The sequence below is a fragment of the Sphingopyxis sp. genome, from assembly GCF_016463645.1.
Classification (GTDB): Bacteria; Pseudomonadota; Alphaproteobacteria; order Sphingomonadales; family Sphingomonadaceae; genus Sphingopyxis.
Window position 1 is genome coordinate 1 of record NZ_JAEMQX010000026.1, and the last position, 26,349, is coordinate 26,349.

General features: G+C 63.0%; 32 protein-coding genes. 24 read left to right on the plus strand and 8 right to left on the minus strand.

The features are described 5' to 3' along the window. Positions 1-299 (plus strand): Tn3 family transposase (locus JHC57_RS07850; RefSeq protein ID WP_294029455.1); only part of this gene is annotated, 299 nt, incomplete at its 5' end. Positions 300-621: 322 nt separating this feature from the next. On the opposite strand, the gene JHC57_RS07855 is transcribed toward JHC57_RS07850, so the two are convergent. After that, entirely contained in the window at positions 622-1,020 is a 399-nt protein-coding gene (locus JHC57_RS07855) for a hypothetical protein (RefSeq protein ID WP_294029456.1), read from the minus strand. A gap of 363 nt (positions 1,021-1,383) precedes the next feature. Between JHC57_RS07855 and JHC57_RS07860 the strand changes: the two genes are divergently transcribed. The 19 genes from JHC57_RS07860 to JHC57_RS07950 all read left to right on the plus strand — a co-directional run bounded on the left by JHC57_RS07860 (position 1,384) and on the right by JHC57_RS07950 (position 20,050). Further along, on the plus strand, positions 1,384-1,704 hold the full coding sequence (locus JHC57_RS07860; protein WP_294029457.1) for a TrbC/VirB2 family protein: 321 nt from the start codon (positions 1,384-1,386) through the stop codon (positions 1,702-1,704). A gap of 53 nt (positions 1,705-1,757) precedes the next feature. Beyond that, positions 1,758-2,048: a type IV conjugative transfer system protein TraL gene (gene traL, locus JHC57_RS07865; RefSeq protein ID WP_294029458.1), complete on the plus strand. Its 291-nt coding sequence runs from the start codon at positions 1,758-1,760 to the stop codon at positions 2,046-2,048. A gap of 3 nt (positions 2,049-2,051) precedes the next feature. Continuing rightward, positions 2,052-2,621 (plus strand): type IV conjugative transfer system protein TraE, encoded by a 570-nt coding sequence (locus tag JHC57_RS07870; protein ID WP_294029459.1) that lies wholly within the window; start codon positions 2,052-2,054, stop codon positions 2,619-2,621. Beyond that, positions 2,618-3,421, plus strand: a complete 804-nt coding sequence (locus tag JHC57_RS07875; RefSeq protein WP_294029460.1) for a type-F conjugative transfer system secretin TraK — start codon at positions 2,618-2,620, stop codon at positions 3,419-3,421. Before JHC57_RS07870 ends, JHC57_RS07875 begins: the two co-directional genes overlap by 4 nt. After that, positions 3,418-4,734: a TrbI/VirB10 family protein gene (locus tag JHC57_RS07880; protein WP_294029461.1), complete on the plus strand. Its 1,317-nt coding sequence runs from the start codon at positions 3,418-3,420 to the stop codon at positions 4,732-4,734. Before JHC57_RS07875 ends, JHC57_RS07880 begins: the two co-directional genes overlap by 4 nt. Next, positions 4,721-5,593: a DsbC family protein gene (locus tag JHC57_RS07885; RefSeq protein ID WP_294029462.1), complete on the plus strand. Its 873-nt coding sequence runs from the start codon at positions 4,721-4,723 to the stop codon at positions 5,591-5,593. Before JHC57_RS07880 ends, JHC57_RS07885 begins: the two co-directional genes overlap by 14 nt. Then, positions 5,590-6,258: a TraV family lipoprotein gene (locus tag JHC57_RS07890; RefSeq protein ID WP_294029463.1), complete on the plus strand. Its 669-nt coding sequence runs from the start codon at positions 5,590-5,592 to the stop codon at positions 6,256-6,258. Before JHC57_RS07885 ends, JHC57_RS07890 begins: the two co-directional genes overlap by 4 nt. Continuing rightward, positions 6,255-8,834 (plus strand): type IV secretion system protein TraC, encoded by a 2,580-nt coding sequence (traC, locus tag JHC57_RS07895; RefSeq protein WP_294029464.1) that lies wholly within the window; start codon positions 6,255-6,257, stop codon positions 8,832-8,834. Before JHC57_RS07890 ends, traC begins: the two co-directional genes overlap by 4 nt. A gap of 24 nt (positions 8,835-8,858) precedes the next feature. Then, positions 8,859-9,308, plus strand: a complete 450-nt coding sequence (locus JHC57_RS07900; protein WP_294029465.1) for a hypothetical protein — start codon at positions 8,859-8,861, stop codon at positions 9,306-9,308. Beyond that, positions 9,305-9,853 carry a TrbI F-type domain-containing protein gene (locus tag JHC57_RS07905; RefSeq protein ID WP_294029466.1) on the plus strand — a complete coding sequence of 183 codons (549 nt, stop codon included), beginning with the start codon at positions 9,305-9,307 and terminating at the stop codon, positions 9,851-9,853. Before JHC57_RS07900 ends, JHC57_RS07905 begins: the two co-directional genes overlap by 4 nt. After that, positions 9,834-10,358: a S26 family signal peptidase gene (locus JHC57_RS07910; protein ID WP_294029467.1), complete on the plus strand. Its 525-nt coding sequence runs from the start codon at positions 9,834-9,836 to the stop codon at positions 10,356-10,358. The genes JHC57_RS07905 and JHC57_RS07910 overlap by 20 nt, the downstream gene beginning before the upstream one ends. Then, complete coding sequence (traW, locus tag JHC57_RS07915) at positions 10,355-10,999, plus strand: type-F conjugative transfer system protein TraW (RefSeq protein WP_294029468.1); 645 nt, start codon at positions 10,355-10,357, stop codon at positions 10,997-10,999. The genes JHC57_RS07910 and traW overlap by 4 nt, the downstream gene beginning before the upstream one ends. After that, positions 10,999-11,274 (plus strand): hypothetical protein, encoded by a 276-nt coding sequence (locus JHC57_RS07920; RefSeq protein ID WP_294029469.1) that lies wholly within the window; start codon positions 10,999-11,001, stop codon positions 11,272-11,274. The genes traW and JHC57_RS07920 overlap by 1 nt, the downstream gene beginning before the upstream one ends. 20 nt (positions 11,275-11,294) lie before the next feature. Continuing rightward, a complete protein-coding gene (traU, locus tag JHC57_RS07925; RefSeq protein ID WP_294029498.1) occupies positions 11,295-12,293 on the plus strand; it encodes a conjugal transfer pilus assembly protein TraU in 999 nt (332 codons plus the stop codon). After that, entirely contained in the window at positions 12,293-13,048 is a 756-nt protein-coding gene (gene trbC, locus JHC57_RS07930; RefSeq protein ID WP_294029470.1) for a type-F conjugative transfer system pilin assembly protein TrbC, read from the plus strand. Before traU ends, trbC begins: the two co-directional genes overlap by 1 nt. Continuing rightward, positions 13,045-14,919, plus strand: a complete 1,875-nt coding sequence (locus tag JHC57_RS07935; RefSeq protein WP_294029471.1) for a conjugal transfer protein TraN — start codon at positions 13,045-13,047, stop codon at positions 14,917-14,919. The genes trbC and JHC57_RS07935 overlap by 4 nt, the downstream gene beginning before the upstream one ends. Positions 14,920-14,965: 46 nt before the next feature. Further along, complete coding sequence (locus tag JHC57_RS07940; protein WP_294029472.1) at positions 14,966-15,775, plus strand: conjugal transfer protein TraF; 810 nt, start codon at positions 14,966-14,968, stop codon at positions 15,773-15,775. Between the two features lie 125 nt (positions 15,776-15,900). Next, the gene (locus JHC57_RS07945; RefSeq protein ID WP_294029499.1) at positions 15,901-17,241 is read left to right on the plus strand and encodes a conjugal transfer protein TraH; all 1,341 of its coding nucleotides are present in this window, start codon (positions 15,901-15,903) and stop codon (positions 17,239-17,241) included. Positions 17,242-17,257: 16 nt separating this feature from the next. Next, the gene (locus JHC57_RS07950) at positions 17,258-20,050 is read left to right on the plus strand and encodes a conjugal transfer protein TraG N-terminal domain-containing protein (protein ID WP_294029473.1); all 2,793 of its coding nucleotides are present in this window, start codon (positions 17,258-17,260) and stop codon (positions 20,048-20,050) included. A gap of 3 nt (positions 20,051-20,053) precedes the next feature. Here the strand turns inward: JHC57_RS07950 and JHC57_RS07955 are convergent, their stop codons facing one another. Next, entirely contained in the window at positions 20,054-20,260 is a 207-nt protein-coding gene (locus JHC57_RS07955; protein WP_294029474.1) for a hypothetical protein, read from the minus strand. Between the two features lie 151 nt (positions 20,261-20,411). On the opposite strand from JHC57_RS07955, the gene JHC57_RS07960 reads away from it, so the two are divergent. The 3 genes from JHC57_RS07960 to JHC57_RS07970 all read left to right on the plus strand — a co-directional run bounded on the left by JHC57_RS07960 (position 20,412) and on the right by JHC57_RS07970 (position 22,310). Beyond that, positions 20,412-21,446 carry a hypothetical protein gene (locus tag JHC57_RS07960; protein WP_294029475.1) on the plus strand — a complete coding sequence of 345 codons (1,035 nt, stop codon included), beginning with the start codon at positions 20,412-20,414 and terminating at the stop codon, positions 21,444-21,446. A gap of 193 nt (positions 21,447-21,639) precedes the next feature. Further along, positions 21,640-21,882, plus strand: a complete 243-nt coding sequence (locus JHC57_RS07965; RefSeq protein WP_294029476.1) for a type II toxin-antitoxin system Phd/YefM family antitoxin — start codon at positions 21,640-21,642, stop codon at positions 21,880-21,882. Continuing rightward, complete coding sequence (locus JHC57_RS07970) at positions 21,879-22,310, plus strand: type II toxin-antitoxin system VapC family toxin (RefSeq protein WP_294029477.1); 432 nt, start codon at positions 21,879-21,881, stop codon at positions 22,308-22,310. The genes JHC57_RS07965 and JHC57_RS07970 overlap by 4 nt, the downstream gene beginning before the upstream one ends. A gap of 185 nt (positions 22,311-22,495) precedes the next feature. Here JHC57_RS07970 and arsH read toward each other — a convergent pair whose 3' ends face one another. From arsH to JHC57_RS07995, 5 genes are all read right to left on the minus strand, one after another. After that, the gene (arsH, locus tag JHC57_RS07975) at positions 22,496-23,245 is read right to left on the minus strand and encodes an arsenical resistance protein ArsH (RefSeq protein ID WP_294029478.1); all 750 of its coding nucleotides are present in this window, start codon (positions 23,243-23,245) and stop codon (positions 22,496-22,498) included. After that, positions 23,242-23,910, minus strand: coding sequence for an MIP/aquaporin family protein (locus tag JHC57_RS07980; RefSeq protein WP_294029479.1), 669 nt, complete (start codon positions 23,908-23,910; stop codon positions 23,242-23,244). The genes arsH and JHC57_RS07980 overlap by 4 nt, the downstream gene beginning before the upstream one ends. Beyond that, positions 23,907-24,341: an arsenate reductase (glutaredoxin) gene (gene arsC, locus JHC57_RS07985; protein ID WP_294029480.1), complete on the minus strand. Its 435-nt coding sequence runs from the start codon at positions 24,339-24,341 to the stop codon at positions 23,907-23,909. The genes JHC57_RS07980 and arsC overlap by 4 nt, the downstream gene beginning before the upstream one ends. 12 nt (positions 24,342-24,353) lie before the next feature. Further along, positions 24,354-24,683, minus strand: coding sequence for a metalloregulator ArsR/SmtB family transcription factor (locus JHC57_RS07990; protein WP_294029481.1), 330 nt, complete (start codon positions 24,681-24,683; stop codon positions 24,354-24,356). A gap of 81 nt (positions 24,684-24,764) precedes the next feature. Next, positions 24,765-25,340 (minus strand): hypothetical protein, encoded by a 576-nt coding sequence (locus JHC57_RS07995; protein WP_294029482.1) that lies wholly within the window; start codon positions 25,338-25,340, stop codon positions 24,765-24,767. Positions 25,341-25,498: 158 nt separating this feature from the next. Here JHC57_RS07995 and JHC57_RS08000 point away from each other — a divergent pair, with 158 nt between their 5' ends. Then, positions 25,499-26,062, plus strand: coding sequence for a MucR family transcriptional regulator (locus JHC57_RS08000; protein WP_294029483.1), 564 nt, complete (start codon positions 25,499-25,501; stop codon positions 26,060-26,062). A gap of 63 nt (positions 26,063-26,125) precedes the next feature. On the opposite strand, the gene JHC57_RS08005 is transcribed toward JHC57_RS08000, so the two are convergent. Beyond that, positions 26,126-26,326: a hypothetical protein gene (locus JHC57_RS08005; protein ID WP_294029484.1), complete on the minus strand. Its 201-nt coding sequence runs from the start codon at positions 26,324-26,326 to the stop codon at positions 26,126-26,128. Between the last annotated feature and the right edge of the window lie 23 nt (positions 26,327-26,349).

Consider the following 26,349-nt stretch of genomic DNA (forward strand, 5'->3'; position numbering starts at 1 on the left):
ACCGACAGGGGCGGTTCACCGATCGCTCGATCGAGAATCAGGAATATCGGGCATCAGGCCTCAATCTGTTGATCGCGGCGATTTCTTACTGGAACACCGTCTATATGGACAGGGCGGCCCAGCATCTCCAATCATCCGGCGGCACCTTCGATGATACGCTGCTTGCCCATCTCTCGCCGATGGGCTGGGCGCATATCAGCTTGACCGGCGACTATCTCTGGCAAAGGGCAAACCAGCTTTCCCCTGGCGAGTTCCGCACCCTCAACGATCCTATGGCCCGCCTCAAACTCGTGGCATAGCGGATGTTCTCACTATGTCCGCCAAATCGTTGTCTGGCGCACAAACCTTGAGGTGACGCCCATAACGCGCTGGATCAGAGGGATGTAATCCCGGTCATCTTCAGGCGAAGACCCGCTCTCAATCGATGGCGGCTCCGCCGTTTCGGCGTCTTCTTCGTGCCAAGCCATATTATCGCCCCCAAGGCAAACTCGGGACTTAACAATCAATCACAAGCCGACCAGAGACGCAAGCTATCGGATTCTGCAATTACAGATTCAAAGATTTCACACCGATATGGACCAAGACATGTATATGGAGTACCGCGACAGGCGATTTTATCGATCAAGCACCGGTAATCGTGATCTTTTTTAAGATTTCCGAAGCGCGATCCTCGGCAAGCGTATCGAACAGCAAGAGCGAAAGCGCGTCACCCACTGTAAGCGTTCGTCCGGTTTTGCGGGACAGTTGCTTCTTTATATCTATCAGCTGGTCAGCCGCAGCCCGGGGGATACTGAGATAGATTCGCCTGTCTCCCTTGGTCGGAATCAAGCGCAGGTGATCAAGTAGTATCGCAGGATCATGATCTTCGAGAATTGGAGCCGAGCCGGCGCGCTCAATGACAAGTTGCGCCAGCGACTGAAAGCGACCGGTCGCGTTGGAGTGGACCCGCAGAGCCTCAGTGGCGAGCTGGAACAGCGGCGCCGATATCATGAGCGCATAGCCGCGCGATGGTCCGGTCATCGAATCCTTCCCGTCCGCAAATAATCCCCAAGCTTGGGGCGCTCCGCCAGTCACGACTCCACTCTATTATGCCGAATCGGGTTAACAGACGCAAAATACTGATTCGCGGCGTCCCAGTATGGGGACATTGCGTCCTTGGAACGCAACCATCCTGTCCGGAAATCCGGGACACGCTGGCCCGGAACCGGGACGTGCGGTCCGCGCACTAGGGGCGGCGGCGTGAATTCGCCACAATTATTTTGAATTTCGGCGCCACCGCGCGCTTCACGCCGCTCCAGCCGTTGCTGACGCCAGTTCAGTTTCGCACCGTTCTGATGGGTGCCGCCACGCGGACCCTTTTTGGAAGATGTGAAAGGGAATTTCATGCAACTCGTCCAGGAAAGGCGCCAGCGGCTCGAACTCGCTCTGTTCGCCTGTCTCATGATCGCCTTCATGCTAGTGGTGTTTACTGGTGTGGCGCACGCTGGCGCCGACACGACGTTCGACACCGCGCTCACCAAGTTCACCGATTTTCTTCAGGGTTCGGGCGGCAAAATCATCACCGTGCTGAGCCTTGCCGGCGGAATTGTCGCGCTGGCGTCGGGCCGCTTCTCGCTGAGCCAGGTCGCCATACCGGTTGGCGTCGGCGTCGGCGCGGGCACCGGCATTCCGATCGTCACCTCGACGGTGACGGCAACCATCTGAACCGGAAGCTTTCCGGCACCGTCTTGCGGCGGGGCCGGAGAAGGGGGTGGCGTATGGCAAGCGACCGTTATGTCGTTCCGCAGCATCTGGACGATCCCGAGCTGATCGGGCTCTGGACGCTCGATGAAGCCCTGGCGATGATCATACCATTCGTCTGGGGTATCCTGACCCAGCATATCCTCATTGGCATCATTTTCTCGTTTGCCGGCTGGTGGGGTCTCAAGAAAGCGAAGTCGGGGCGGACGGTATCCTGGCTGCACCATCTGGCCTACTGGCATCTGCCGGCCGGTTTCACGGGCCTTCGGGCCACGCCGCCGTCCCATCTACGGCTGATGGCGGGCTGAGCGATGGATCTTGCTCATAGCCATGCCATTGGCCAGCGCGTCCTGCGCCAGCGCAATCTGCTTGCCCTTCTGGCCGCGATGCTCGGCGCGCTCAGCCTCGTGCTGCTCCTGGTCGCCGGAACGCGGGACCGCGAGGTTGTATTGCAACCGCTGCTGACTTCGCCGCTGACGATCTCGAGTTCCGGGGTCTCCAAGGATTATCTCGAGATGATCACACGCGATGCGGCGGTGCTGACGCTCAACCGTACGCCGCAAAATCTCGAATATTGGCTGGAATCGGTACTCGCGATCGCACACCCGAGGGTTCACGGCGCGCTCAAGGCCGATCTGCTCAAGATCGTCGATGAGCAGCGTGGCTCGAGCATCGTCCAGGTCTTCAGCATTCGCTCTATGCGCATCGACACTGAAGCCCTCGTTTCCGAGGTCACGGGCGAACTCATCACCATCGTCGGCAACAAGCTCGTCTCAAGGGAAGCGCGAACCTTTCGCTACACCTGGGAATATACCGGGCTGAGCCTGAAGCTGATCGGCTTCGGCATGGTTGCCGGCGACAAGCAGGACAAGAAATCATGATTACGGCTTGTCTCGCCGCGGGTCTCGCCGTGGGCTGTGTGCTTGCCTCGCGCCAGCAATGTCACGTGAGCCGCGCGGGCGGCGTGAGTTTGATCGCGGGCGGTGTGCTTCTGTTCGCCTCGCCAGCCTGGGCGGACCAGACAGTGATGGCCGCGGACAGCGCGCAGGTCGATTGCACCGCATCCGCACGTGATCTCACCCGCATCAGCCTTGTCGAGGACCAGTTCGCCTCGGTCTCGAAGGTGTCGACCGGATCGGCGTATGACGATTTCACGGTCGTAAACGAACCGGTGCGTGGTGACATCTATATCAGCGTGCCCGAGGGATATGGTCGGCCCGCACTCTCCTTCTTCGGCACCACGCGGCGCGGCTATGTCTACAAGTTCGTTTGCCGCGTCTCGGGAGACGAGGCACGCCAGCTTTTCGTCAGTAATCCGGCGATTGCGCGCCAAGGCGGCGAGAGCGCCCCGCGCGGCCGCACCACGGCTCAGGAGGCTGCCGTTGATCTCGTTCAGGCGATGTATGGCGGCCGTATCCTCGACGGCTATGAGATGCGCCAACGTGCGCTGACCCCAGCCATGGTGGGTGCCCTCAAGGTCCAGCTCGTCGCCGAATATCGCGGCGACACGCTGAGTGGCCGGGTTTTGAGGATCGAGAACAAGGGCCGGGAGACGATCGCGCTCGACCAGGGGACGATCGCACCGGCGAGCGCGCTCGCGGTCGCGATCGCGGAGCCGCAACTCGCGCCCGGCAGCGTCACCACCGCCTACCTCGTGTGGCAGAATGGGAGCGGCCAATGAGCTGGAAAGACTTTCTGGGCCGGCGCCGTGCACCGACGGCAACCGACGAGGTGAGCCCGGTCGCGGCCGAGCTTGGATCGAACGATGCGGTTCAGCGCCGCCAGCGCCTGCTTCTCGCCGGAGCGGGCGTGGTCGGGATCGCGCTGTCGAGTTTCTGGATTTTTAGCGACGGCGAGGAGGCCGAGACCGGAGGGAAAGAGCAGAGCGCCGAGATCAAGGTCTCGACCTCGGACATGGTCAACCGCAATCTTTCCGATCGGGAATGGATGGCACTCTCAGAAAACCGCTTCCAGTCGACCGAGAATCAGCTGCGCGCGGTGAACGCGCAGCAACAGCGCGTCGATCAGCTTGCCCAGCAGGTCGAGCAGCTGCGCGGCGCTAATCAGTCGATGGCGGCCGATGGCCAGCGGGTGCTGGCCGCCTATGAGGCCGAAAACGAGCAGCTGCGGCGCGAGGTGGCGCAGGCGCGCTCGGCGCCCTCGCCAGGTCCCACCGCCCTTTATGGGCCCGGCTCGCCGCCGACCTACCAGCGTCCCGCCGATGGAGCCCCGGGCGCGGGCGGGCAGGCGCCGGCCGCGACGCGTGCGAGCGAGGTCAAGTTGGTGTCATTCACTCCCAGCGCGGGCGGTCAGGCGACGCGCGCACCGGTCGGCAACACGGTCTATTCGGATAGCCCCAACTATCTGCCGCCCAACAGTTTCGCGACCGCGCGCGTGATCGTCGGTGTCGACGCCAGTGCGGGCGTACGCGGCCAGACCGATCCGCTGCCGGTCGTACTGCGCGTCACCGGCCCTGCCCGGTCGGTCGTTGATCGGGGCCGGCTGCTGACAACCAGCATCGAGGGCTGCCTGATCAATGGCGCGGCTCACGGGGATCTTTCGAGCGAGAAGGTCTACGTGAAGCTTCAGCGCATGACCTGCCCGCAGCCGGGCGGTCGCTTTGCGGTGAGCGAGGTGAAGGGGTTCATCGCCTTCGCCGGCAAGACCGGCGTGCGCGGGCGTGTGGTGAGCCGCGAGGGCTCGCTCGTCACCCAGGCGTTCCTTGCCGGGCTTGTGGGCGGATTCGGTCGGGGCTTCTCGGCCAATGCGAACAGCTTCTTCTCTGGCACCAATATTTCCACCGATGGCCGCCGCGAGCAGCTGTCGACCGCCGACATTCTGCAAGGCGGGCTCGGCGAGGGTGTCTCGCAGACCGGCGACATGGTCTCGAAATATCTGATCGAGCGCGCCGAACAATATCAGCCGGTGATCGAGATGCCGACCGGCATCGACGTCGAAATCGTCTTCCTGGAGGGTGTCTATGTCCGCAACTAGCCGATGGGCAGCGCTGCGCCGCCTCGTGCCCCCATTTCGCCTGACGCCGCCGCGCCTGCTGACGCTCGGCGGGGGACTCGCAACGCTCAGCGCGGCGGGTATCGCGCTGGCGAGTGGATTGTCCGGCGCAGATGCGGAGCTGATGGCGCGCTTGAAAATCCGCTTGCCCAAGACGGAGATCGGCAAAATCGACTGCGCCAAGCTGGCGGGACTGTGTGAAGTCACGGCCGGCAGCAACTTGTTCTACGTCGATCGCGGTGGCCGCTACCTGGTGATCGGCCGCGTTTACGACATGGAGACGCGCCAGGACCTCACTGCCGCGCGTCTGCTCGAGATCAATCCCGACATGCTGCTCGGCGGTTCCGCGTCGGCGGGTTTCGCCAACACGGCGGAGGGCGGTCCCCCAGCGCCGTCGGCGGCACCTTCCAGGCCGCGACTCCTGTCACTCGCTGACCTTGGCGAGAAGGGTGCGATCATCTGGGGCAATCCGACCGCGCGCGATACTGTGACCATATTCACGGATTTTCGCTGTAGCTATTGCCGGGCGCTCCATGCCGCGCTGTCGACGATGGACGTGCGTGTCGTCGAACGACCGATTTCGATCCTCGGCAGCCGCGACCTGTCGGAACGTGTATATTGCGCGCGCGATGCGAAGACGGCGCTGCACGCGGTCTATGGTGGGCGCGATCTTCCGGCTGCGGGCAAGTGCGACACGTCAGGGCTAGACGCCAATGAACGCTTCGCGACACAGAACGGCCTTGGCGGAACCCCGGTCATCGTTCGTTCCGACGGCGCCATTCTTGAAGGCTTCCGTCCGAAGGAGTTTCTCCTGCGCTGGCTCGCGGAGGGTCGCTCATGAGCGTCTTCGATCCCGCGCGGGCGCCGATCGCGCTTCTGGCCCTGGCCTCGCTTTCGGGCTGCGCATCACTGCTGGGAGGCAATGTCCGCGGCGATTTCCAATGCCGGGCTCCAGGCGGAACATGCGCCCCGAGCGCAAAAATCGACGATCAGGCCATCGGCGCTATTCTGACTCCTACGGACGAGGTGGCATCGGCGGCAGCGACAGCAGAGCGGCGTCCGGCGCGCGTCACGCACGGCATCGCGCTGGCAGCTCGCTCGCGCGAGAAGGTTCTGCGGATCGTCTTTCCGTCGTTCATCGATGAGCAGGGCCGATTGCACGAAGCAAGCGCGATCCATGCGGTCGTCGAACATGGCGACTGGCAGCTTCCGGCGGTCGCAGCGCATGACGGGCCAAGTTTCGCGGAGGCGGACGGCCAGCGAGCGGACGCCGAAGCGCCGGTGGCGGCCGTCTCCGATCCCCCCTCGGAGGCGGCCGTCGCCGCTGCTCGGGCGCGCGCACCCGCGAGTGTCGAAGCGATCAGGACCGAAGTCGAGGCGCGGATTGCCGCGCACAAGGCGGCACCTGAGGCTCCGTCAGTGCCGACTGCCGTTCCGGCAAGTGGAGCGGGCGCACAGCCTGTTCAGCGCGCTGAACCCTTCGCCCCGCCGGTGGACGAACAATGAGTGGCGAAGCAGGATTTCTCGACGGGTGGCTCGCAAGGCTGTTCGGCGAGGTGCGGCCGCCGGACCGCAGTCGTCCGCAGATCGCTGTGCCGATGCTTGCGCATTGGTTGCCGTATCGGAGCTATGACCAGAAGAACGCCTTGTTCTACAATTCGGCGTCCCGCGGCTTCGTGATCGAGGCGGCGCCCATGGTCGGATCGACAGAGCGGACCGGTGAAATCCTGACGCAGTTCCTTTCCGAGGGCGTCCCCGCCCAGGGCTGCATCCAGTTCTGCCAGTGGATGAGTCCAAGGATCGGCGAGCGGCTGTCGCAATGGTATCTCCCGCGATATGCTGCGCGGGGCGTCTATGAGCGCATGGCTCGGCATCGAACGGAGTTTCTGTCGGACGGCGTTTGGGCCTCGCTCTCCGCCGATGCCCCTTTCTCGCTTCGCAATCATCGCGTCCTGATCTCGGTGTCTTTCCCGGAGAACGCATCGATCGATACCGACGGGATCGTCGCGGTGCGCGAGAGCCTGATGTCGACGCTGCAGTCGGTCAATGTCGGCGCGCGCGAGCTCGATCCAGTCGCGCTCATTGCCTGGGTCGACGACATGACCTCGCCTACGACGGCCGCGGGCGATGATCCCGTGAGCTACAATGCGCTCGATCCGATCGCGGATCAGGCGGTGCGGCGCGACATCGAGCTGCGGGTCGAGCCCGATCGGCTGCTGCTGCGGACCGAACGGTTCAGGCCGACCGGGGCAGATATCGACGGAGCGCCGGAGATAGGCGAGATCTATCCCGATACCTTCGACGTCCGCTCTTTCTCGGTCCGCAACCTGCCGACGCGCTGGACACCTTGGGATGTGGCGCGGCTGATCGGTGATATGTTCACCGACAAGCTGCGGATGCCTTGTCCGGTCGCGACCAGCCTGTGTCTCGAGTTTCCTGATCCTGAAGCGCTGTCGAGCCGGGCGAGCTACAAGTTCATGCGGACCACCAGCCTTTCCGATTCCCCGTCGGCGCGCTTTCTCCCGCAGCTGCGCGAGCAGTCGCGCGAGTGGCAATATGTTCAGGACGAGCTGCGGCAGGGTCGCAAGCTGGTGCGGGTGTTCTATGGTGTCACCTCGGTTTCTCCGAAAGGACGGGGCGATGCGGATGAACGGGTTCTGAAATCCGTCTATCGCGCGGCCGGGTGGGATCTGCACGACGACCGCTATCTGCAGATGATGGGCCTGTTGTGCGCGATGCCGATGACGCTCGGCAATGGCCTCGCGCGCGACCTCGAGCGAATGAAGCGGATGCGCACCATGCTGACCACGACAGCGGCGCATCTGGCGCCCTTGCAAGGCGAGTATCTGGGCGGAGCCGTGCCGCACCTGCTGCTGGTCGGCCGGCGAGGACAGCCCTTCTTCTGGTCCCCATTCCAGAATGCGGCTGGCAACCATAATGTCGCCGTCTTCGGCAAATCAGGTTCGGGCAAGTCGGTGTCGCTGCAAGAGCTGTGCGCTGCGTTGTGCGGCGCGGGTGCGCGCGTGGTGGTGATCGATGACGGGCGTTCGTTCGAACACTCCGCCAAGCTCCAGGGCGGCTCCTTTGTCGAGTTCACGATGAGCTCGGGCTTTTGCCTCAATCCCTTCGGGATGATCGATCCGGCGCGCGCCGCTGACGATCCTGACTATCTGCTCGATTGCATGGCGATGCTTAAGGCGATCGTGAGCCAGATGGCGCGCCATATCGACCGACTCAATGACACCGAGCGCGGGCTGATCGACGGCGCGGTCAACAGCGTGTGGCAGGAAAAGGGGAGAGCGGGGCTTATCGACGACGTGATCGCCGCGCTCGAGGCAAGCGGCAACATGCTGGGTGCGGACCTGGCGATCGCGATGCGTCCGTTCGGCAGCGGTGGGACCTATGGCGCCTTCTTTATCGGCGATGTCTCGTTCGAGCTTTCTTCGGCGCTTACCGTGTTCGAGCTTTCGGACCTGTCGTCGCGCGAAGAGCTGCGCAGCGTCGTGCTGACAGCGATCATGTTCCTGTCCAGCCAGATGATGCGACGGCTCGATCGCTCAATTCCCAAGATGCTGCTGATCGATGAAGCTTGGCAGTTGCTGCGGGGCGGGGCGATGGCGGACTTCGTGGAGGTCTATGCGCGCACCTGCCGCAAATATGGCGCAAGTCTGGTGACAGCCGCGCAGTCGCTCAATGATTATTATAAATCAGCCGGCTCGATCGCCGCGCTCGAAAACAGCGACTGGTTTGTCATCCTCGAACAGAAGGAGGAAACGATCGCGGATCTGCGTAAGCATGATCGCCTCGCGCTCGACGACTATGCCGATGCGTTACTGCGGTCGCTGAAACGCCATGGCACCGAATATTCCGATATCATGGTCAAAGGTCCGGATACGTTGGCGGTCGGCCGACTGGTGCTCGATCCTTTTTCTGCGACTCTATACTCGTCGAGTCCAAAGGTATTTGCCGGCATCGACGCGCTGATCGCGCAGGGCCTCCCCATCGACGAAGCGATCGAACGGATCGCTTATCCCGGAAAAGAGACGCGCGGTTACGACGCCGCGCGCGAGGCAGCGGAGTAGCGCATGGCAACGCGGCACCATGGAATGATCGAACGAAACTCGCGCCGTCCGGCGCGCTTCGACGGACCGCGCGGTATCGCCGCGCTATTCTCGCAACTCCCGGACGCGCAGGAGGCGAGGGCGCCCGTCGAGACCTCGACGTCAGACCCGAAGGGCAACGAGCCGGGGGGGAAGCCCGGCCTTGGCGACGCGGTTCACTTCGCCCTGAATCTCATGGGCGTTGTGGTCTCGACGCAGCTGATCGTCTGGGGTGTTTTCTTCCTTATGTTCCTGCTGCTCGGGGATGCGTCGATCGACGGCATGATGCGCCAGCTCGCCAATCTTTCGACACGTTATGTCGCGGCCGGTCTCGAGCGTCAGATGCAGTTCAAATGGCTGTTCGCCGGCGCAGACATCATGATGTGCGTCTTCGTGATCCTGCTACGGCATCGCTCGCTGCTGCCGGCCCCTCGCGTGACGAGCGCAGGGCAATGAGTGATCGCGAACCCGAGCTGGAATTCGCATTGCCACGCACCCCGACGCCGCCTCCACCGCCGCTCCGGGTCGCGGGATTGAGCCTGGGCCAGATCGCCGCTGCGGTTCTGGCCATTGCGGCTCTGGTCTGGGCGATCTGGGTGACCCATGCGATCGTCGAGCCCGCGAAGCGACAAGATATCGTAGCCGTCCGGCTTTCCGCGATTGTCGGGGAGTATGTGCAGGCCCAGGCGCGCAGCGCCTCGCCACCCGCACGGGTCGAGGCCGAGATGCAGCGTTTCATGGCGACGCTCGAGGAGCGGGTGCAGGAACGCGGGGCGAAAGGGCAGATCGTCCTGGTCGGCGAAGCTGTCCTCACCCGCAACGTGCCCGATGTGACCGATGACATTCGCCGCGCGGTTTATGCAACGGGGATACGCTTGCCAGAGCGCGGCGCAGAGCCCGAAGCAGCGCCACTTGCGCCGTCGCCGGGTTCGGCGTCGTCCTTTGACGGTTCGCTGCCACCGGAGGCGGGAAGGCCAGCAGATGCCAGCACTGCGAACTGAGCCGCTAGGAATCCGCTGGCGCCTTTGGGCGACGGGAGGCACGCTGTGCGCCGCGATGCTGGTGCTGGGATCGCTTGCGGACTGGCGCGAGGATCACGCCCTGCTAGTCAACGCAAGCGACTCGCTGCCGAACTGGGCCTTCTTCATCCACCGCAACAAGGCGCCCGCCCGCGGGGACAACGTATTCTTTGATCCGCCCGCCTCGACGTTGCTCGCACGGCATTTCGGCGATCGTGCCGGGCCGTTCGGCAAGCAGGCGATCGGGTTGCCCGGCGACCTTGTCGAGCATCGCGGCGACGTCGTGCTGGTCCAGGGCAAGGCGGTTGCGCGTATGAAATCGCGTACGAAGCTGGGCGAACCGCTCACGCCGGGCGTCACCGGACGCATACCGCCAGGTTGCTATTATCTTGGCACGCCGCACCCCGACGGCTTCGACTCCCGATATCGCGAAATCGGTTTTGTGTGCCGCGACCGGATAATCGGAACCGGGAGGGCGATCTTGTGAACGCGCGCGCGTTGTTCCTTGCGGCCAGCACCGTGATCGCGCTGTCGGGCCTTTCGTCGAGCCAGGCCAGGGATTTCGGCGTGCTCGGCCAGAGCTTCCCGATCATCGAGCCCGATTTCCTGGCCACGATCGAGGCGAGACTGCGCCATCTCGAACGGACGGGCGGGATCGCGAAGGCGAATGCCGAGTTCGCCCGCCGTGCTGAGAAGAGCATTCGTCGGCCCAAAGCTGTGGCAGGCATCGGACTGGCCACCGAAGCACGAAGCTGGACATTCGATCCCGCAATCACGGTCGAGCGCGATGTCCGCGATCATAAGGGTAACCTCATCGCGGCCCGTGGCGCGCGTGTGAATCCGCTCGATTTCGTGACCGTCCGGCAGGATCTCGTCTTCGTCGACGGCGACGATGTCGACCAGATGGATTGGGCGGCGCGGCGCTATGACGATGCCGCCGCGAAGATCATTCTGGTTTCCGGGTCTCCGATCGATGCGATGAGCGCGCGCAAGCGCCGTTACTATTTCGATCAGGAAGGACGATTGACGGGCCGGTTCGGCATCCGTCACGTTCCTGCGATCGTCACGCAGGACGGCAAGGCAATGCGTGTGAGCGAAGTCCCGCTTGCTCGCAAAGGGGCAAGCTGATGCCGCTCTGGCTCGACATGCTCCGCACCCCGATGGCCGCACCGGAAACGGGGACTTTGCGGCGCTGGCGCTTTTGCTGGCTCGTGCTTTGCCTTTCGCTTGCCGCCACTATCGCGGCGCAGCGTCCCTTGCGCGAGGTCGCCGGGCGATGGGCGCCGGCAATGGCCGCAGTCCTCCTGCTGGCGACCATATTGGTGGGACTGATCTATTTCCGCCGCAAAGGCATCGCCGACCAGGACTGGCTTGCCCGGTTCGTCGACGGAGACGAACCGTGAGCGGCGCCCGGGTTACTGTCATGGTGCTGGCGTTTGTGCTGGCGGGACTCACGCTGATGCCGGCGCGCGCCGAGGCGGCGGGACCGACCTGCAACGGCAAGTTCGTGAATCCTATCACAGACGTGTGCTGGTCCTGTCTTTTTCCGCTGTCGATCGGTGGGCTGAAGATCTGGCCCAGCGGGCGGCCCGATACGAACAATCCAACTTCGCCGATCTGCGCTTGCGCGGATCCGTTGCCTCGCATCGGCATTGCCGCCGGGTTCTGGGAACCGGCGAGGCTCGCCGATGTCACGATGAAGCCCTGGTGCTTCGTCAACCTGGGCGGCATGAGGATCGCCCCGGGCTTCGATATCGGCCAGGGCTATCTCGCCGGCCCGTCGATGGTCGGCGGCCGGGCCCAGTCGACCGCCAAGTGGCACGTCCACTGGTATGTCTATCCGCTGCTTTACTGGATGGAGATCCTCACCGACTTCCTGTGCTTCGAGCAAGCGAGTTTCGACATCGCCTATATGACCGAGGTCGACCCGCTCTGGCAGGACGACACGCTCACCGCGCTGATCAATCCCGAAGCGGTCATCTTCGCTAACCCGCTCGCGGTCGCCGCCTGTGCGGGTGATTGTGTTGCCGCAACCGCCCATTTGCCGCTTGATAGCCTATTCTGGTGCGCGGGCTGCCAGGGCACGATGTATCCTCTGAACGGCAACATTCCTGCCAGCATCGGGCACGTCCAGTCCTCGCGCCTCGCCCTGTCGCGATTTGCCTACAAGATGCATCGTCAGGGTCTCGCCTGGGGCACCATGGGCTCCAAGGGTTTGTGCGAGAAGTATTTGATGCCGGTGATGCGCAAGCAGCAATACCGCATCCAGATGGTCAATCCGATCCCGACCGTTAGCGGGCGCTATGCCTGCTCCGCGATCGGCGCTTCGACGATGCCGCCCGACGCCGGCAGGGCCTATCCCGCTGGCGGCGAGGACATGGGCTATCTCGTCTGGCGCAAGCGCAATTGCTGTGTGCTGTGATGCGAAGGAGACGCATCCTTCTCGCGGCGATTGGCGCTCTCGCGGCAGTCGGGGGTTTGTCCGCTCTGTTCGCCCAGAGCGTCGACGGTCTCGACATCGAGGCGGTGAAGCGGCGCGCGGCCGAGTTGCGGGCCGATGCCGAGCGTTTCGCTGAACATATCCGCGACCGGGGCGACGCGCACCGCGCCGAAGCCGAACAAGTGCGGAGGGAGGGCGTCGAGACCTTGCGGGATATCGCGAGCATCGACTTGCCTGCAGGGCCCACGGGCTCTGTCGATTTCGACGAGATCGTTGCCGGGGCGGGCGCGAACGCAGCGGCTCCGCGCGGGTCCGCGCCACAGCTCATCGTTTTCGCGTCGCTCTCGATGCCGGAGGAATCGCTGAAGCGGCTTATCGCCGACACGGCCCGCGCACGAGGCGTCGTGGTCTTCCGCGGTTTTCCCGACAATTCGGCCAAGCGGTTCACGAGCGCAATCGTCAAGCTGGTCGAGAACGAAGCGGATTCGGCATCAGTCGGGATCGATCCGCGCCTGTTCAGGGCTTTCGATGTGCGCGCAGTTCCGACCTATGTGGCGGTCTCCAGCGATTTCGATCTTTGCGAAGGCTTTGCCTGCAAGACGCAGGTGCCGCCTTTCGATCGGCTCGTCGGCAATGTGACCCTCGATTATGCCCTGTCGTCCTTCGCGCAAGGGCAAGGGCCGGGCGCCGCGGTCGCTTCCGTCGCTCTCTCCAATCTTCGGGGCAAAAGCGAATGAGGCGCGGAGCACTCCTGAGCGTGCTGCTCACCATGCTGGCCGTATCGCCGGCGGCGGGACAGACGACGCTCGACCAGGCGCGCGAAGAAGGTCGCAAGCTCGCCGAGGATGCGCGCAACGACTCAGCGCTCGTGCCGAGTGAGGAAAGCCAGGCCGAGGCGGTGCCGGGTTACGCGGGAACGACACTGCCGCAGTCGTCCTATTTCGACGATCCCGACAGGCTCGTTTCCGATGCGGGCGCTGCCGCCGGATCGAACGAAAGCTATCGCGTGGTCACGGATCCCGACAAGCTGAGGCCGACCTTCAGCAACGCCGAGATCCTCGCAACGACGGCGCGCGCCACCGCGATCGAGAGCGATCCATCAACCTATCTGGAAGGAGAGGATTACCAGTCGGCCGCCGGCAACTGCACGCCGCTTCCGCCTGGTTCATCTACCGCAGGCTATTATGAAGCGAGTTGCAACAGCGGCAGCAAGGTATCGCAGGAGTCGGCCAGCTGTACCGTCACCCTTGACGTCACTGTGCCCCGCGACAGGGTCTATACATACTATACCGGGAGAATGAGCACGTTGCCGAGCGATGGCGGGGTTTATCCCGCGCGCGCCGCGTTCGATGACGAAATTGCCGCCGGTGTCTGCCGGGAAACGCGTGCGATCGACTATTGCGGCAATTTCGGCCCGTTCGGCTATACGCCGGCTCCCAGCTGTCGAAGCCTCGGACACACCGCCTATGAAGTAAAATGTTCCGAGCCCGCACAAGGCATCGGTCCGGGCGTTTATCATTCAGGCATCGTACTGGCGACCGGCCAATACTGGCTGTCCTACGAGGAGGAGGCCGGCGAGCCCGCGTTCACACGCAATGAGAGCGCCTGCGCAGTGCCTGCTAGCGACGGTCAGTGCGCAGTGGAGCGCGAGATCTGCGTGGATAACGACCCGGTTACGCGGGTCATCGACGGGGTTGCGGTTACACAGGGTTGCTGGGCCTGGTCGCGCAGCTACCAGTGCAACCGGATCGGCCACGACAATGATTGCGCGGACCTCGAGAGCAACGCGTCCTGCACCTATCTGCGCGAGGAATGCCTCGACGAGGAGCCCGATGGCGGACCATGCAAGGTCACGGACAGGATCTACCGCTGTCCGGTGCCGGGTCCGTCACCATCCAGCGATCAGCAATATATCTGCGGCGACGATGTCTATTGCATCAATGGCGATTGCGAGCCGATCGTCAGGGAGGCTTCGACCGAATTCAAGGACGCGTTGGTTGCGCTCCACGCGCTCGATCAGGCAGGCGAGGAGTTCGATCCTGACACCCTGACGGTATTCTCGGGCGAGCGGCAAACCTGCCACAAGCCCGTGTTCGGCCTGATCGATTGCTGCGCGGGCAAGGTCAGCGGCTTGCTCACCGTCGGGGCCGGCGCCGCGGCGCTTGCCGGCGGACCGGCTGCGATCGCTGCGCTGGCAACGCCATTGCTGACGCTATTCGCGTGCTCCACCGAAGAGAAGATGCTCGATATCAAGGATCGCATGGGCTTCTGCCACAAGGTGGGCACCTATTGTTCGTCGAGCTTCCTCGGCATCTGTTCGACACGCAGAACCGCTTATTGCTGCTTTGAAAGCAAGCTCTCGCGCATCCTTCAGGAGCAAGGCCGCATACAGCTCGGGAAGCCCTGGGGAGCGCCGAAACGGGAACAGTGCCAGGGTTTCTCGATCGACGAGTTCGCCCGGCTCGATCTGTCGAAGATGGATTTCACCGAGGTGTACGCCGAGTTCATCGACGCGGCGCGGCTGCCTGATGAGGTAGAGACGATCGCCGACATTCAGGCGAAGATCACCAATTACTACGAACTTCATGGAGCACCCGGTGGCCCATGAAGCTGCGCGATACCTGTCAGGACGGGGAGAAAAGCCGTTGCGTGCCATGAGCAGCTTTGCCGCGCTGTGCTTTGCCATCTGGTCATTTGTGCCCGCTTTCGGGCAGGATGCGAGAGTGCCGGACGCCGGCGTGCAAACGGCACGCACGGGCGACGCCTTTTACTGCGCGGAGCGCCGGCTCGGCATCTGGTTCTATTGCGACCCGCCAGAGGAGAAGCCGAGCGACGAGCAGCGCCCTTCCCCGGAACCGCCGGCAGCCGAACAGCTCGCGGCGATCACCCGCACGCTCGACGAACTGAAGGCGCGGGCGATCCTGGAGCCGAGCGAAGCGAATGTGATTGCCTATGTCCGCTTCCAGCGCGAGCAGCTCGACCGTGCCTCGACGTTTTCCGATGTCTGGCAGCGGGCCCTATGGCAGAACCCCGATCTCGACTATACGCTGCAACGCCCAGTCTCGACGCTTGGCAAGCGGGCCTGGCTCGACAATCGCAGCGCGGATCGCTCGGCGGTCCTGACCCGTCTCGGCGAGCGCTACGGCATCTTCTACTTCTTCGCGCAATCCTGCGGGGCGTGCGAGATTTTCGCGCCTGTCCTGCGCTCAGTCGCCGATAGCCATCATCTCGCTATCATGGCGGTGTCGATGGACGGCGGCCCATCGCGGCATTTCCCCAATTACGTGGTCGACAGCGGCCAGCGCGCGCGAATGGGCGTTCCAGGCAATGAGACACCGGCGCTCGTGCTGTTCGATACGGCGACGCGGCGCACCATCCCGATCGGCTTCGGGATCATGAGCGCCGATGAGCTGATGGACCGGATTTTCACCCTGACCAACACCAGTGTGGGGAGCGACTATTGATGCCACGATCCGTTTCGCCGCGCTGGCGTACTCGGCTTGCACGATCGGCTGCGATCGCCGGCCAGTGCGCGGCGCTTCACCTCGCGCTGGCCGCTGCGCCGGCGCATGCCGACGTCGCGAGCCAGATGAACAGCTTCTTCAACGACGCTGGCGGCGCCGCCAATGTGACTGGCCCGACCGCGTTCCAGGGGCAATCAGCGGGCTATTACTCGCTCGGCAACCTATGGACGCGCTTTCCGCAGAAAAGCGTGTCGCCGTTCAATCTCCAGCTCCCGTCGGCGCGCGCCGGCTGCGGTGGCATCGACCTGTTCAGCGGCTCGTTTTCGTTCATCAACGCGAGCGAGATCGTGGCTATGCTCAAGGCGACGGCCAACAACGCGCTCGGCTTCGCCTTCAAGCTCGCGATCGACAGCGTGAGCCCCGAAATCGGAAAGGTAATGGACGAGTTCTCGCAAAAGGCGCAGCTGCTCAATCAGATGAATATCAATTCCTGCGAGACCGCTCAGGCATTGGTTGGAGGCATCTGGCCGCAGATGGACACCACGCGCGCGACGATCTGCGAAGCGATCGGCAACAGCCAAGGCCTGTTCAGCGATTGGGCCGCGGCGCGGCAGGGCTGCAACAACGGCAACCAGCGGGATAGCACCATCTCGGGCAACAGCGATGCGGCGATGACGGCCCAACTGGTCGGCGAACCGCACAACTACACATGGGAGGCATTGCGCAAGTCCGCGAAGTTCGGCGCGTTCGACCAGAATTTCAGCGAGTATATCATGACGCTGGTCGGGACGATTGTGACGCGCCCATCGGATGATCCCTCGGTCGGCGGCACTGTCGTCATCCATGGCCCGGCGGAAGATGCGGTAGTGACTGCGTTGCTCGATGGCACCGCCGACGCGCCTGAGGTGAAGATCCTGCGTTGCAGCGACGATGCGTGCCTCGATATTGGAGAGCAGACTTTGAGCGTGCCGGCCTCGGCGGCGCTTCGCCCGCGTGTCGCATCGATGATCCGTAGCATCAGCGTGAAGATCAGGGCGGATACCGCGATCGATGCAGCCGAGAAGCAGTTGCTCAACCTGGCGACGATACCCTTGTTCAAGATTCTCGCGGTCCAGGCCGCGGCAAAATATGCGCTGACTGATGGCGAGATCGAGACGCTCGCCGAGATCGTCGCGGTCGACATTCTGAACGCCATGCTCGACAATGTGCTCGACCGGGTCGAACAATCGAAAATCCATTACCAGACATTCGATCAGGCGACCGCCGAGCAATGGCAGCGGCAGATCGCCGCGACACGCGCAAAGTTCGCGCAGCGCGGCGTCAAGCTCGATCAGAAGCTCGCGGTCACCATGCAGATCATCGACCGGTCGATCATGCTGGAATCGACGCTTCAGAACAGCATGACGCCGGCAATGGCGGCGGCGCTCAGTTTCTCCCGCGGGCTGAGCGCCCAGGGCCTGAACTGAACGGCCGCGCCCGGCGATGCTCGAGGTCTTCACCATTGGCGGCGGCGAGTATCTCGTCAATGTCTTCAACGCCGTGGCGGCTTGGTCAGGGGGCGGGGGCTATCGCTCGCTGATCCGCGTGGCAATGGTACTCGGGCTGATCTATGCGCTGCTCGTCGTCGCCTTCACGCTGAACTATCGAAGCTGGTTCAACTGGTTCCTTCAGGCCAACGTCATCTATCTGTGCCTGATGGTCCCGACGGTAGACATCAAGGTGACGGATCGGTTGAACCCCGATCTCGCGCCGGCGACCGTCGCCAATGTACCGTTAGGGCTCGGCGTGCTGGCAAGCTTCACCAGCCAGGTCGGCGACTATCTCACCCGCACCGCAGAGACGGTGTTCGCCATGCCGAGCGAGCTCAACTACAGTACGAACGGGATGATCTATGGATCGCGTCTTCTTGACGCGACCCGTAATTTCGAGATCCGGGATGCCGAGTTCGCGACCAATCTCGAGGAGCATTTCAAGTCGTGCGCATTCTATGATCTGATGCTCGGTTTCAAATCTCTGACCGACCTGGCGAAGGCAGCGGATTTGTGGGCAGCGGTGGGACCAGGGTCGGAAGCGCGATCACAGAAGTGGCTGGAGCGGCAATCCGACGGGTCGGTTGCGACGTCGATCCTGACATGCCGGACGGCGTACCAGGCGCTCGACGCGCAATGGGCGCCGATGATCGAGGCCCATCTGCCTGTGTGGGGCAAGGAGGCCTATCCGCGCCTGAGCACGACGCTTGCGGCGGACAAGCTGCGCAACGACGTGCCTGTCGTCGCGCAGGCGTTCACCGGCGGATCGCCGACCTATGGCAGCGTGCTGCGTCAGAACAGCGCGATCAACGCCTTTGCCCAGGCGCGCAACAGCATGGCGGGTGGTGCCGGGGCGGCGGCGATCGACACGTTCGCGACGACGCGGGCAGATATTCAGGCGCGCAACACGTACAACTCGATCGCACAGCAGGCGATGGCGTGGGTGCCGGTGCTCCACATCGTGCTGACGGTCGTGTTCTTCGCCATGTTCCCGGTGATCTTCCCCTTGTTTCTCTTGCCTCAGACAGGGGTTCCCGCGCTCAAGGGCTATGCGACCGGCTTCTTCTACCTCGCTGCCTGGGGTCCGCTTTACGTCATACTGCATATGATCTGCATGACGCGTGCGGAAACCGCGGCTGCGGGCGTCGCCGGGGGCGGGGTCGCGCTCGGCACTTATGCAGGCATCGGAGCGGTCAACGCGGAGACTGCAACGATCGCCGGCTTCATGCTGATGTCGGTGCCCTTCCTCGCGGCGGGCCTTGCGCGCGGTGCGATGGGGATTGCGAGCCATAGCATGTCGATGCTCGCGCCGGCGCAGAACGCTGCCGAGCAGGCCGCGGCTGAACAGACCACCGGCAATTACAGCTACGGCAATGTTAGCACTGGCAACTGGACGTCCAATATGCGCCAGAGCAGCCAGTGGCTGACCGCAGCAAGCTATATGTCGGGTGCGACGGGCGTAAGCGTTCGCCAGGACAATGGTGCAACCGTAGGCGGCTTCGGTAACGGCAATGACGTGATCGACACATCCGGTGCCATCTCCCGGCTGCAATTCACGCCGACCGCGACGACGGGCACGATCGCGGAGTGGCGCGAACTGGCGAGCGAAGCGGAGCGCCAGGCCCAGAGCTTCCGCAATGCGGCCGCGTCGGTGTTGACTGCGCAGCATCGCGACGCTGTGTCGACCACGCTCTCGCATGAACGGACATCCGGCAGCGAGGCCAGCAGCGGCATCCAGTCCGGAACGTCGGTTGAACAGTTCGACCGGCGTACTGGCACCAGCGGCGAGAGCATCGAGCAGCGGTCGAGCGAAAGCGAACGCACCGGGATTACCGACAGTCGCGATCGCCGGTCAATCTATTCTGAATCGGTCGGCGGCGGTGTGAGCGCCGGCACCCGGGGCGGCCGAGGTCAGGGCAGGGGCGGGAGCTCAGGCGGCGGAATCTCCGGCTCGGTCGGGATCAATTCCGACCAGCAATCGGCGCTGGGTCATCAAACGCAGCGGGCGCGAAATGCGGAGAGCCAAAGCAGTTCGTCTAGTTCGGTGCGCGACGATCATGCGAGCGGGACGGGAGCCTCATCGTCGGAAGGCACTTATGCGCGTGCCGGCTCGTTCAGCCGGTCATCGACCACCAGTTCCGACGCGACCGTGCGGGAGGATTCCCTCGCGACCGCGCATTCCTATACGCGTTCGGCCGAGCGGCTCGAGGAGATCGCGCGCACGCTCAATCGCGATGCGAGCTACGCCGAGAACCATGGGATGCAACTGTCGGAGAATCTGAGCCAGGATCTCGCGCAATGGTATCGGCGGGAACAGGCACGCAATCCGAGTATGGATGTTCCCGATCTGTGGGCAACGGACCTGTCTCCGCACCAGCAATCGGTCAGGAAGGAGATGATTGCCCGCTGGATGGACGAGCGCAGCGATGCGATCCGGGCCGAGATCGCGGATGATCTGCGCCGGCCGGATCTGGTGAATGTGGAGCGTCCGGACGTCTCGACAGCGGGCGATGTTCGCAGGCGTTATACGCCGAGTTCCGTCGGCGGGGATCAAGGGACGGGAACTGGTTCTGGCGTGGCAGATGCAAATGCAATCATCGAGGCAGGGCAAGCGGAGCTGGAGCAACACCGCGCCGCGGCGCGCGCAGGCCGCGCCCTTCATGTGGAGGCGGGATCGCAGGTGCGGCAGGAGGTCGACCAGAGCCAGAATATCGGGTTCTTCAACGATCCCAAACTTCGCGACTAAATCTTAGAAAACAGCCAACTTCAGCGCTGCCAGGCCGAGCAATACCACTACGCCACAGAACAAATTCGCAATTGTCTCCGTTGCCGACGCATTGCCCGAAAATTCAGAGGCAGTCTCTGCAAAATCGTCGGCGTCATGGACGTAACGGGACACCGGCCCATCCGCGTGGTCGTGTGTCGCGTTGAATGTATTCCAGTCGAACTTCTGCATAGCGCTTCTCGGGTACGAAGTTACTATGTTCCCGAGTTGTTCGCAACGAGGATTCATCCGCATTGCATCCAGTCACCGCGAGCACGGGCGGACGATGATGATGGTTCGATGAAGCAGTGCGATAGCGCGCCGGGCAGTTATAACAGGCGCCATGGATATTGGGCCATTCGATCCGCTGCCAAAGGGCAGTGCTGCGACAGCCGAGCGTGGATTCGCTGTTTCTCTCGCTGCGCCGCCGCCTCCCATCCCTGGCGTGGGGGCGGCTCAGCCGGGACCCGATCAGCTCGAGTCGCGACTGTGGTCGCTTCTCCTGGCGGCCGGCTGCCATATCATCCCTCCGCCGTCACAGGTGCCGGACCCATCACTCACCGACGCGTTTCAGGCAATTGTCGATGCAGCAGGAGCGTTCGATGTTGTCCCAGGTGTCGAGCTATCGGAGGTACTCTGGACGCGGCCCGGCGCATATTGGGATGGGACGGTAGCGCAGACGCTTCACGAGATTGACCGTCGTCTCGGTGGTCCGGTCGCGCAGGGCTTCCTGTTGCTCCATGCGAAAGACGTGGACGATCGAACCGTCTACTTCCGTCACGCGAATCCGCTTGTACTGACGGATCGTCTGTATCAGCGGGGTCTTGCTGTTGGCCCGTTCATCGCACTCGTGGTTTGTCGCCTCGACGGGCAAGGAAACGCCGAGGCGGTGCGCGGAGCGGCCCTGCCAGTCCTGAGCGTGCGCCGGCTCGTTCCCCTGAATTCTCTTCTTCAGCGTGACGTTCTGACTGTTCTCATAGAGCTCCAGGAGAAGCTCGACGTCTTTGGTATCGAGGTGGAGATCGAACGAAAGGTCGCGGAGACGGAACCGGGTACGGCCAATGAGATCGAACTCACGATCCGACGACAGGATGGCACAATTCAGGTCCTGCGACTCCGCGTTGGCCAGCCGGAGAGTCTCTCCAACACGCCCGATGAGCATGACGTTTATGTCGTCACCACAAGCAGTTTCTTGGATGGATCGTTCGTTAGATGGATCGAACGGGTCGTTCTGGACCGTGGAGGAGATGGGGCGCTAGATGCGGCGATTGCCCGCGGTCTGGCAGATACCGACAACGGCCGTACGGCACCGGCGGAAGACGTATTCGATCGCCTTGCGGCAAAATATGGCAGCTCGGACGATCTATCGTCCACGTAACTGAAAGCAGATGCCGAGATTCGTCACATGGGAGGTCGCGCACTGAATCGGTATGCAGGAGCGGACGACACTTGCTCGCAGCGCCGAATGCTGAGGTGACGAGGCGCAGCGATACCCGCGATGGCCTAGGCGGATTATATTGTGCAACCCGCAATAAATGACTATATGATGTCCATATTCCAAGGAGCGTCCAATGCCTGAACATAGCGTTGCCGAGGCTAAAAACGGTCTTCCGGGCCTTATCGATAAAGCCCGCGCCGGTGAACAGGTGATTATTACGCGCCATGGTCGTCCAGTTGCCGAGCTGCGAGCCATTGGCGGTAGGACTTCTGGAAAGCCGTCGCACTACTCTTTGCTGAAGCGCGATCGTGATGCCCGAAAAGCGGTGGATGTGTCATCGGTGGAACTGCTGCGCCAGATGTACGAGGACGAATGACACAGGTCTGTCTGGACGCGAGTACGATTGTGCCGATGCTGGTGCGGGAAGGCTCCAGTGACGCCGTAGATCAACTGATTGAGCGGCTGGAGTCACCGCCGGTTGTCAGCACATTTGCGGTGGGTGAAGCCGGCTCGGCGCTCGCGCGTCTTTATCGGATGGACATGCTCACTGCACCAGATGTCCGAGAACGCCTCGCCAGTCTTGATCGCTGGCTCACACTTGATGCTGATCTCGTGGAACTAGAGGCATCCGACGTTCGGTTAGCCGGCCTGTTCGTGCGGAAGGTCGAGCTTGGGCTGCGAATGCCGGACGCAATTCACGTCGCGGTTAGTCAGCGTCTCGGAGCGACACTGGCGACGCTCGATGTCCGGTTGGCTGGTGCAGCCGCAGCTCTCGACGTCAAGGTTCTGATCCCTGGATCATAACCATCAAATAGACATAATCGGATCATAATTTAACATAACTATTATTATCGGTCTTATTCGTTGTAAGCTCCAGATAGAAATGACACCTCCTGATGTGGACACTTCGCACCGAGCCTCGAATCAGGTCGGAAGCATAATTCATTGAGCGAGCCAGCGATCAGAGTGGGCAGCATGGCTACTCGGTCTCAACCGCCGCCGTTAAGCGTAGCACCAGTCCGAGCAACTGACGTGTCCATTGTCGTTCCCGAATCCTTGCGCTCGGAATACCGATCGACAAGCTGGGCAGCGTGCGGCCGCGTCAACACCGTGAACCGCACCAGCTCTTCCATGACGTCGACGATCCGGTCGTAATAGCTCGATGGCAGCATGCGGCCAGCTTCGTCGAACTCCTTGTAGGCCATGGCGACCGAAGACTGGTTCGGAATCGTGAACATCCGCATCCAGCGGCCGAGCAGGCGCAGCGTGTTCACCGCATTGAATGACTGCGATCCGCCCGATACCTGCATGACCGCAAGGGTTCGCCCCTGTGTCGGCCGCATGCCCTTCATTTCCAACGGCAGGTGATCGATCTGGGCTTTCATGATGCCGGTGATCGCGCCGTGGCGTTCGGGGCTGCACCAGACCTGCCCCTCCGACCATAGCGACAGCTCGCGCAGTTCATGGACGGCGGGGTGATCGTCGCCGGCGAACTGATCGGGAAGCGGCAGGTCCGAAGGATCGAATATCCGCGTCTCGGCTCCGAACAATCGCAGCAAGCGCGCGGCCTCCTCGACCGCAAAGCGCGAGAACGACCGCTCGCGCAGCGAGCCATAGAGTAGCAGGATGCGCGGCGGCGGCTCGTCCACCCCGATACCGATCGCTGGCCGGTCGATGACATAGCGGCGATCCAGCGCGGGCAGGTGGTCGGGATCGGCCAATGTCCGTAGTCGGCTCATGCGAATTCCCTGGATCTGTCCGTGAAGATTGCAGTGCCGACGAAATGGGCGGCAAGCGCTCCGGCGAACTGGGCGACGATGAATGCGGGCACGGAGGCGGGAGCGATGCCGGCAAAACTGTCGCTCAGCGACCGGGCGATGGTGATCGCGGGATTGGCGAAGCTGGTCGATGAGGTGAACCAATAGGCGGCGGCGATGTACGACGCGACACTGGCGGGCATCCACTGCGGTCGGGCCTTGGCGGTTCCCACGATAGTCAACAGCAGGCCGAAGGTCGCGATGCCTTCGCCCAGCCACTGACCGGGACCGCTACGGGCCTTATAGGAAAGTTGCAGCACCGGGACGGAGAACATCAGGTGCGCCACCCATACCCCCGCGATGCCGCCCACGAGTTGCGCAACGACATAGGTGGCAGCCATGCGGGATGAGATATGTCTGCGCAGGCGCATGACCAGCGTGACGGCCGGGTTGAGATGAGCACCCGAAACCGGCCCCAATATGGTGATCAGCACGAACAGCATCGCTCCGGTCGCCAGCGTGTTGCCGAGTAGAGCCACGGCGACGTTGCCGCCAGACAGCCTCTCGGCCATGATGCCGGAGCCGATCACGGTCGCGAACAGCAGCAAGCTGCCCAGCGCCTCGGAGGCGAACGCCTGACGACTCACGCCGGGGTAATGCGGTTGCCCGCTGCATCGATCACCTGCTCGCCATCCTCCTTCGCGAACGCGCCATGCTGCGGCTCCGGCAGAAGATCGAGAACGGCTTCCGAAGGCCGGCAGAGCCGCACGCCCAGGGGTGAGACCACAATGGGGCGATTGATCAGGATTGGATGCTCCATCATCGCATCGACGATCCGCGCATCGCTCACGTCCGGCTCGCCGAGCCCCAGGTCATGGAAGGGAGTTCCCTTCTCGCGCGCCAATTCGCGAGGCGTCAGGCCGCTGCGCTCCAACAGGCCCTCCAGCATGGCCCGGCTCGGTGGGGATTTCAGATACTCGATGACGTGCGGCTCGATCCCCGCGTTGCGGATAAGCGCCAGCGTATTGCGCGACGTGCCGCACGCGGGGTTATGGTAGATGACGATGTCGTGGGCCAATGCAGGCTCCTTTCAGCAGCAGGCGAGTTCGGCGATCAACGGCTCGCAAAGATCAGGCCGTCTCTTGCAACAGTCCTTCGCCAGAAAGAGCATCAGGTCGCGGAGAGCCGCTATACTGGCGCGCTGGATCTGCTGCCGTCCCTGCTTCTCGGCCCTCACAAGGCCCGCCTTCGCCAGCACGGCAAGGTGAGTTGAAAAGGTGCTCTGGGACAGGCCGCTAGCCTCGACGAGCTGCCCCGTGGTCAGTCCGGCGGGCTCATGCTCGATAAGCAAGCGGAACGCGCGTAACCGCGTAGGGTGCGACAGCGCGGCGAAAGCCGCGAGGGCAGTGTCGGTGGTCATGCATCGGGAATATCCGATGTATTTAAGCAGTCAAGAAATATCGACTATTCCCGATACGTGAGTCTGCTGCATGGACCTCGTCTAGGCTGAGCGAGCATCGCCCAAGCGCAGAGCCGGTTGCGGCGCATAGGCGAAAAGCTCGCCCTGCCGCCCCTGCCCTGCGCGGCGCGCTGGAACGACGACGGGCTGCACCAGCAATCGCCGTACGGGCGGTGCAAGCGTATAGACCGCCTGACGCCCTGCCCCGCGATTATGATGGTCGACCCAAACGCCCTGATAGTGTCGGCGGACCAGACCGGCGGCCACCAGCTCCGACACGGCCCGGCTGAGGTTTGTCTTCCCTGCCGCACGGACGCGCGAGCGAACCTCGTCCTCGACGGCACGGTCGGCCGCCACCGGGTCTGTTGGCAGCAACCCCGCCCGTTCAATGTCGCGTCTGACCTTTGCCGCAAGCTTCACTCGGCGCGGATCACGGTCGCCCATTGGGGACAGCGCATCGCACAACCAGTCCCGCAGCGGAACGAGCCCCCCGCCCTGTCCGACAAGCGGCCCGGCGCTCCCATCCGGTCGCGCTGCCTGGGCAATCAGATTGAGCAGCATGAAGGTATAGCGTGGCCGCTTCGACGCCCGCGCGATCAGCGCCAGCAGCGCCGGCATGTCCAGGCTGTGCGATTGAGCGTCGGCAAAGTTTCTGACAGCGGCCATAACGGAACGAATCAAGCACAACCGGGATGCAATGTGAATCCCAAACCGTACTTTTCGCCTTCCATTCCCGCACTTTGTCGGTAGTGACACTTTACCCCAGTCGAGCAAAAGTGTCACTGTCGACTCTCTCGTCGATGCCGCAATTTCGCCCATCATTCCGCCAGGCGTGGTGGGAATGGTTCCCAGAGGAGTGTTACGTGTCGGGTTCGCCAAGACTGATCGAGCTGACCGGTGATATCGTTGTGGCATATCTTGCCGGCAACCGTGTTGGCGCCGACGATATCCCCGCGCTCATTCGGAACGTTTACGCCGCACTCGACGCCCCGCGTCACGAAGCCGAACCCGCCGAAGTACCGCAACCCAAACGCCCGATGTCGATCAGGGCGTCAATCAAGCACGATCATCTGTTGAGCATGCTCGACGGCAAACCATACAAGTCGCTCCGGCGCCATTTGACGACGAACGGATATACGCCGGAGCGCTATCGTGAGGCATTTGGGCTGCCGGCCGACTATCCCATGGTTGCCGCGGCCTATTCCGAACAGCGCCGGGCACTTGCGAAGAGCATAGGGTTGGGCCGCAAGCGAGCGGTGGCCGCCGTGCCTCCGTCCGAGGCCGCTCCAGCATCCCCGGCTAAGCGAAGCCGACGGACACTGAAGCTCGCTATCAAGTAGCTCAGACGCCTGACCTGTTCCGCAGGTAAAGTGTCACTGGCGATCTTTCCTACCCTCTTCCACTCAGGTCCAGCCGTCCTTTCGTCCCTCCCCCCGGTCGTAGATCCTGCGGCCGTCGATGGCCGATCGCCGGATCTCGAGTTCGATCCGCCCGCCGTCGTTTCGGGTACGAATGTCCGACGGTGCAATGCCGTTACGTTCCGCAAAATCGCGCGCATCACGTTCATTGGCGAAGCTGCCCGAGCGCTCAAAATCCCATCCCATTTTCATCTCCTTCACCGCGCGGG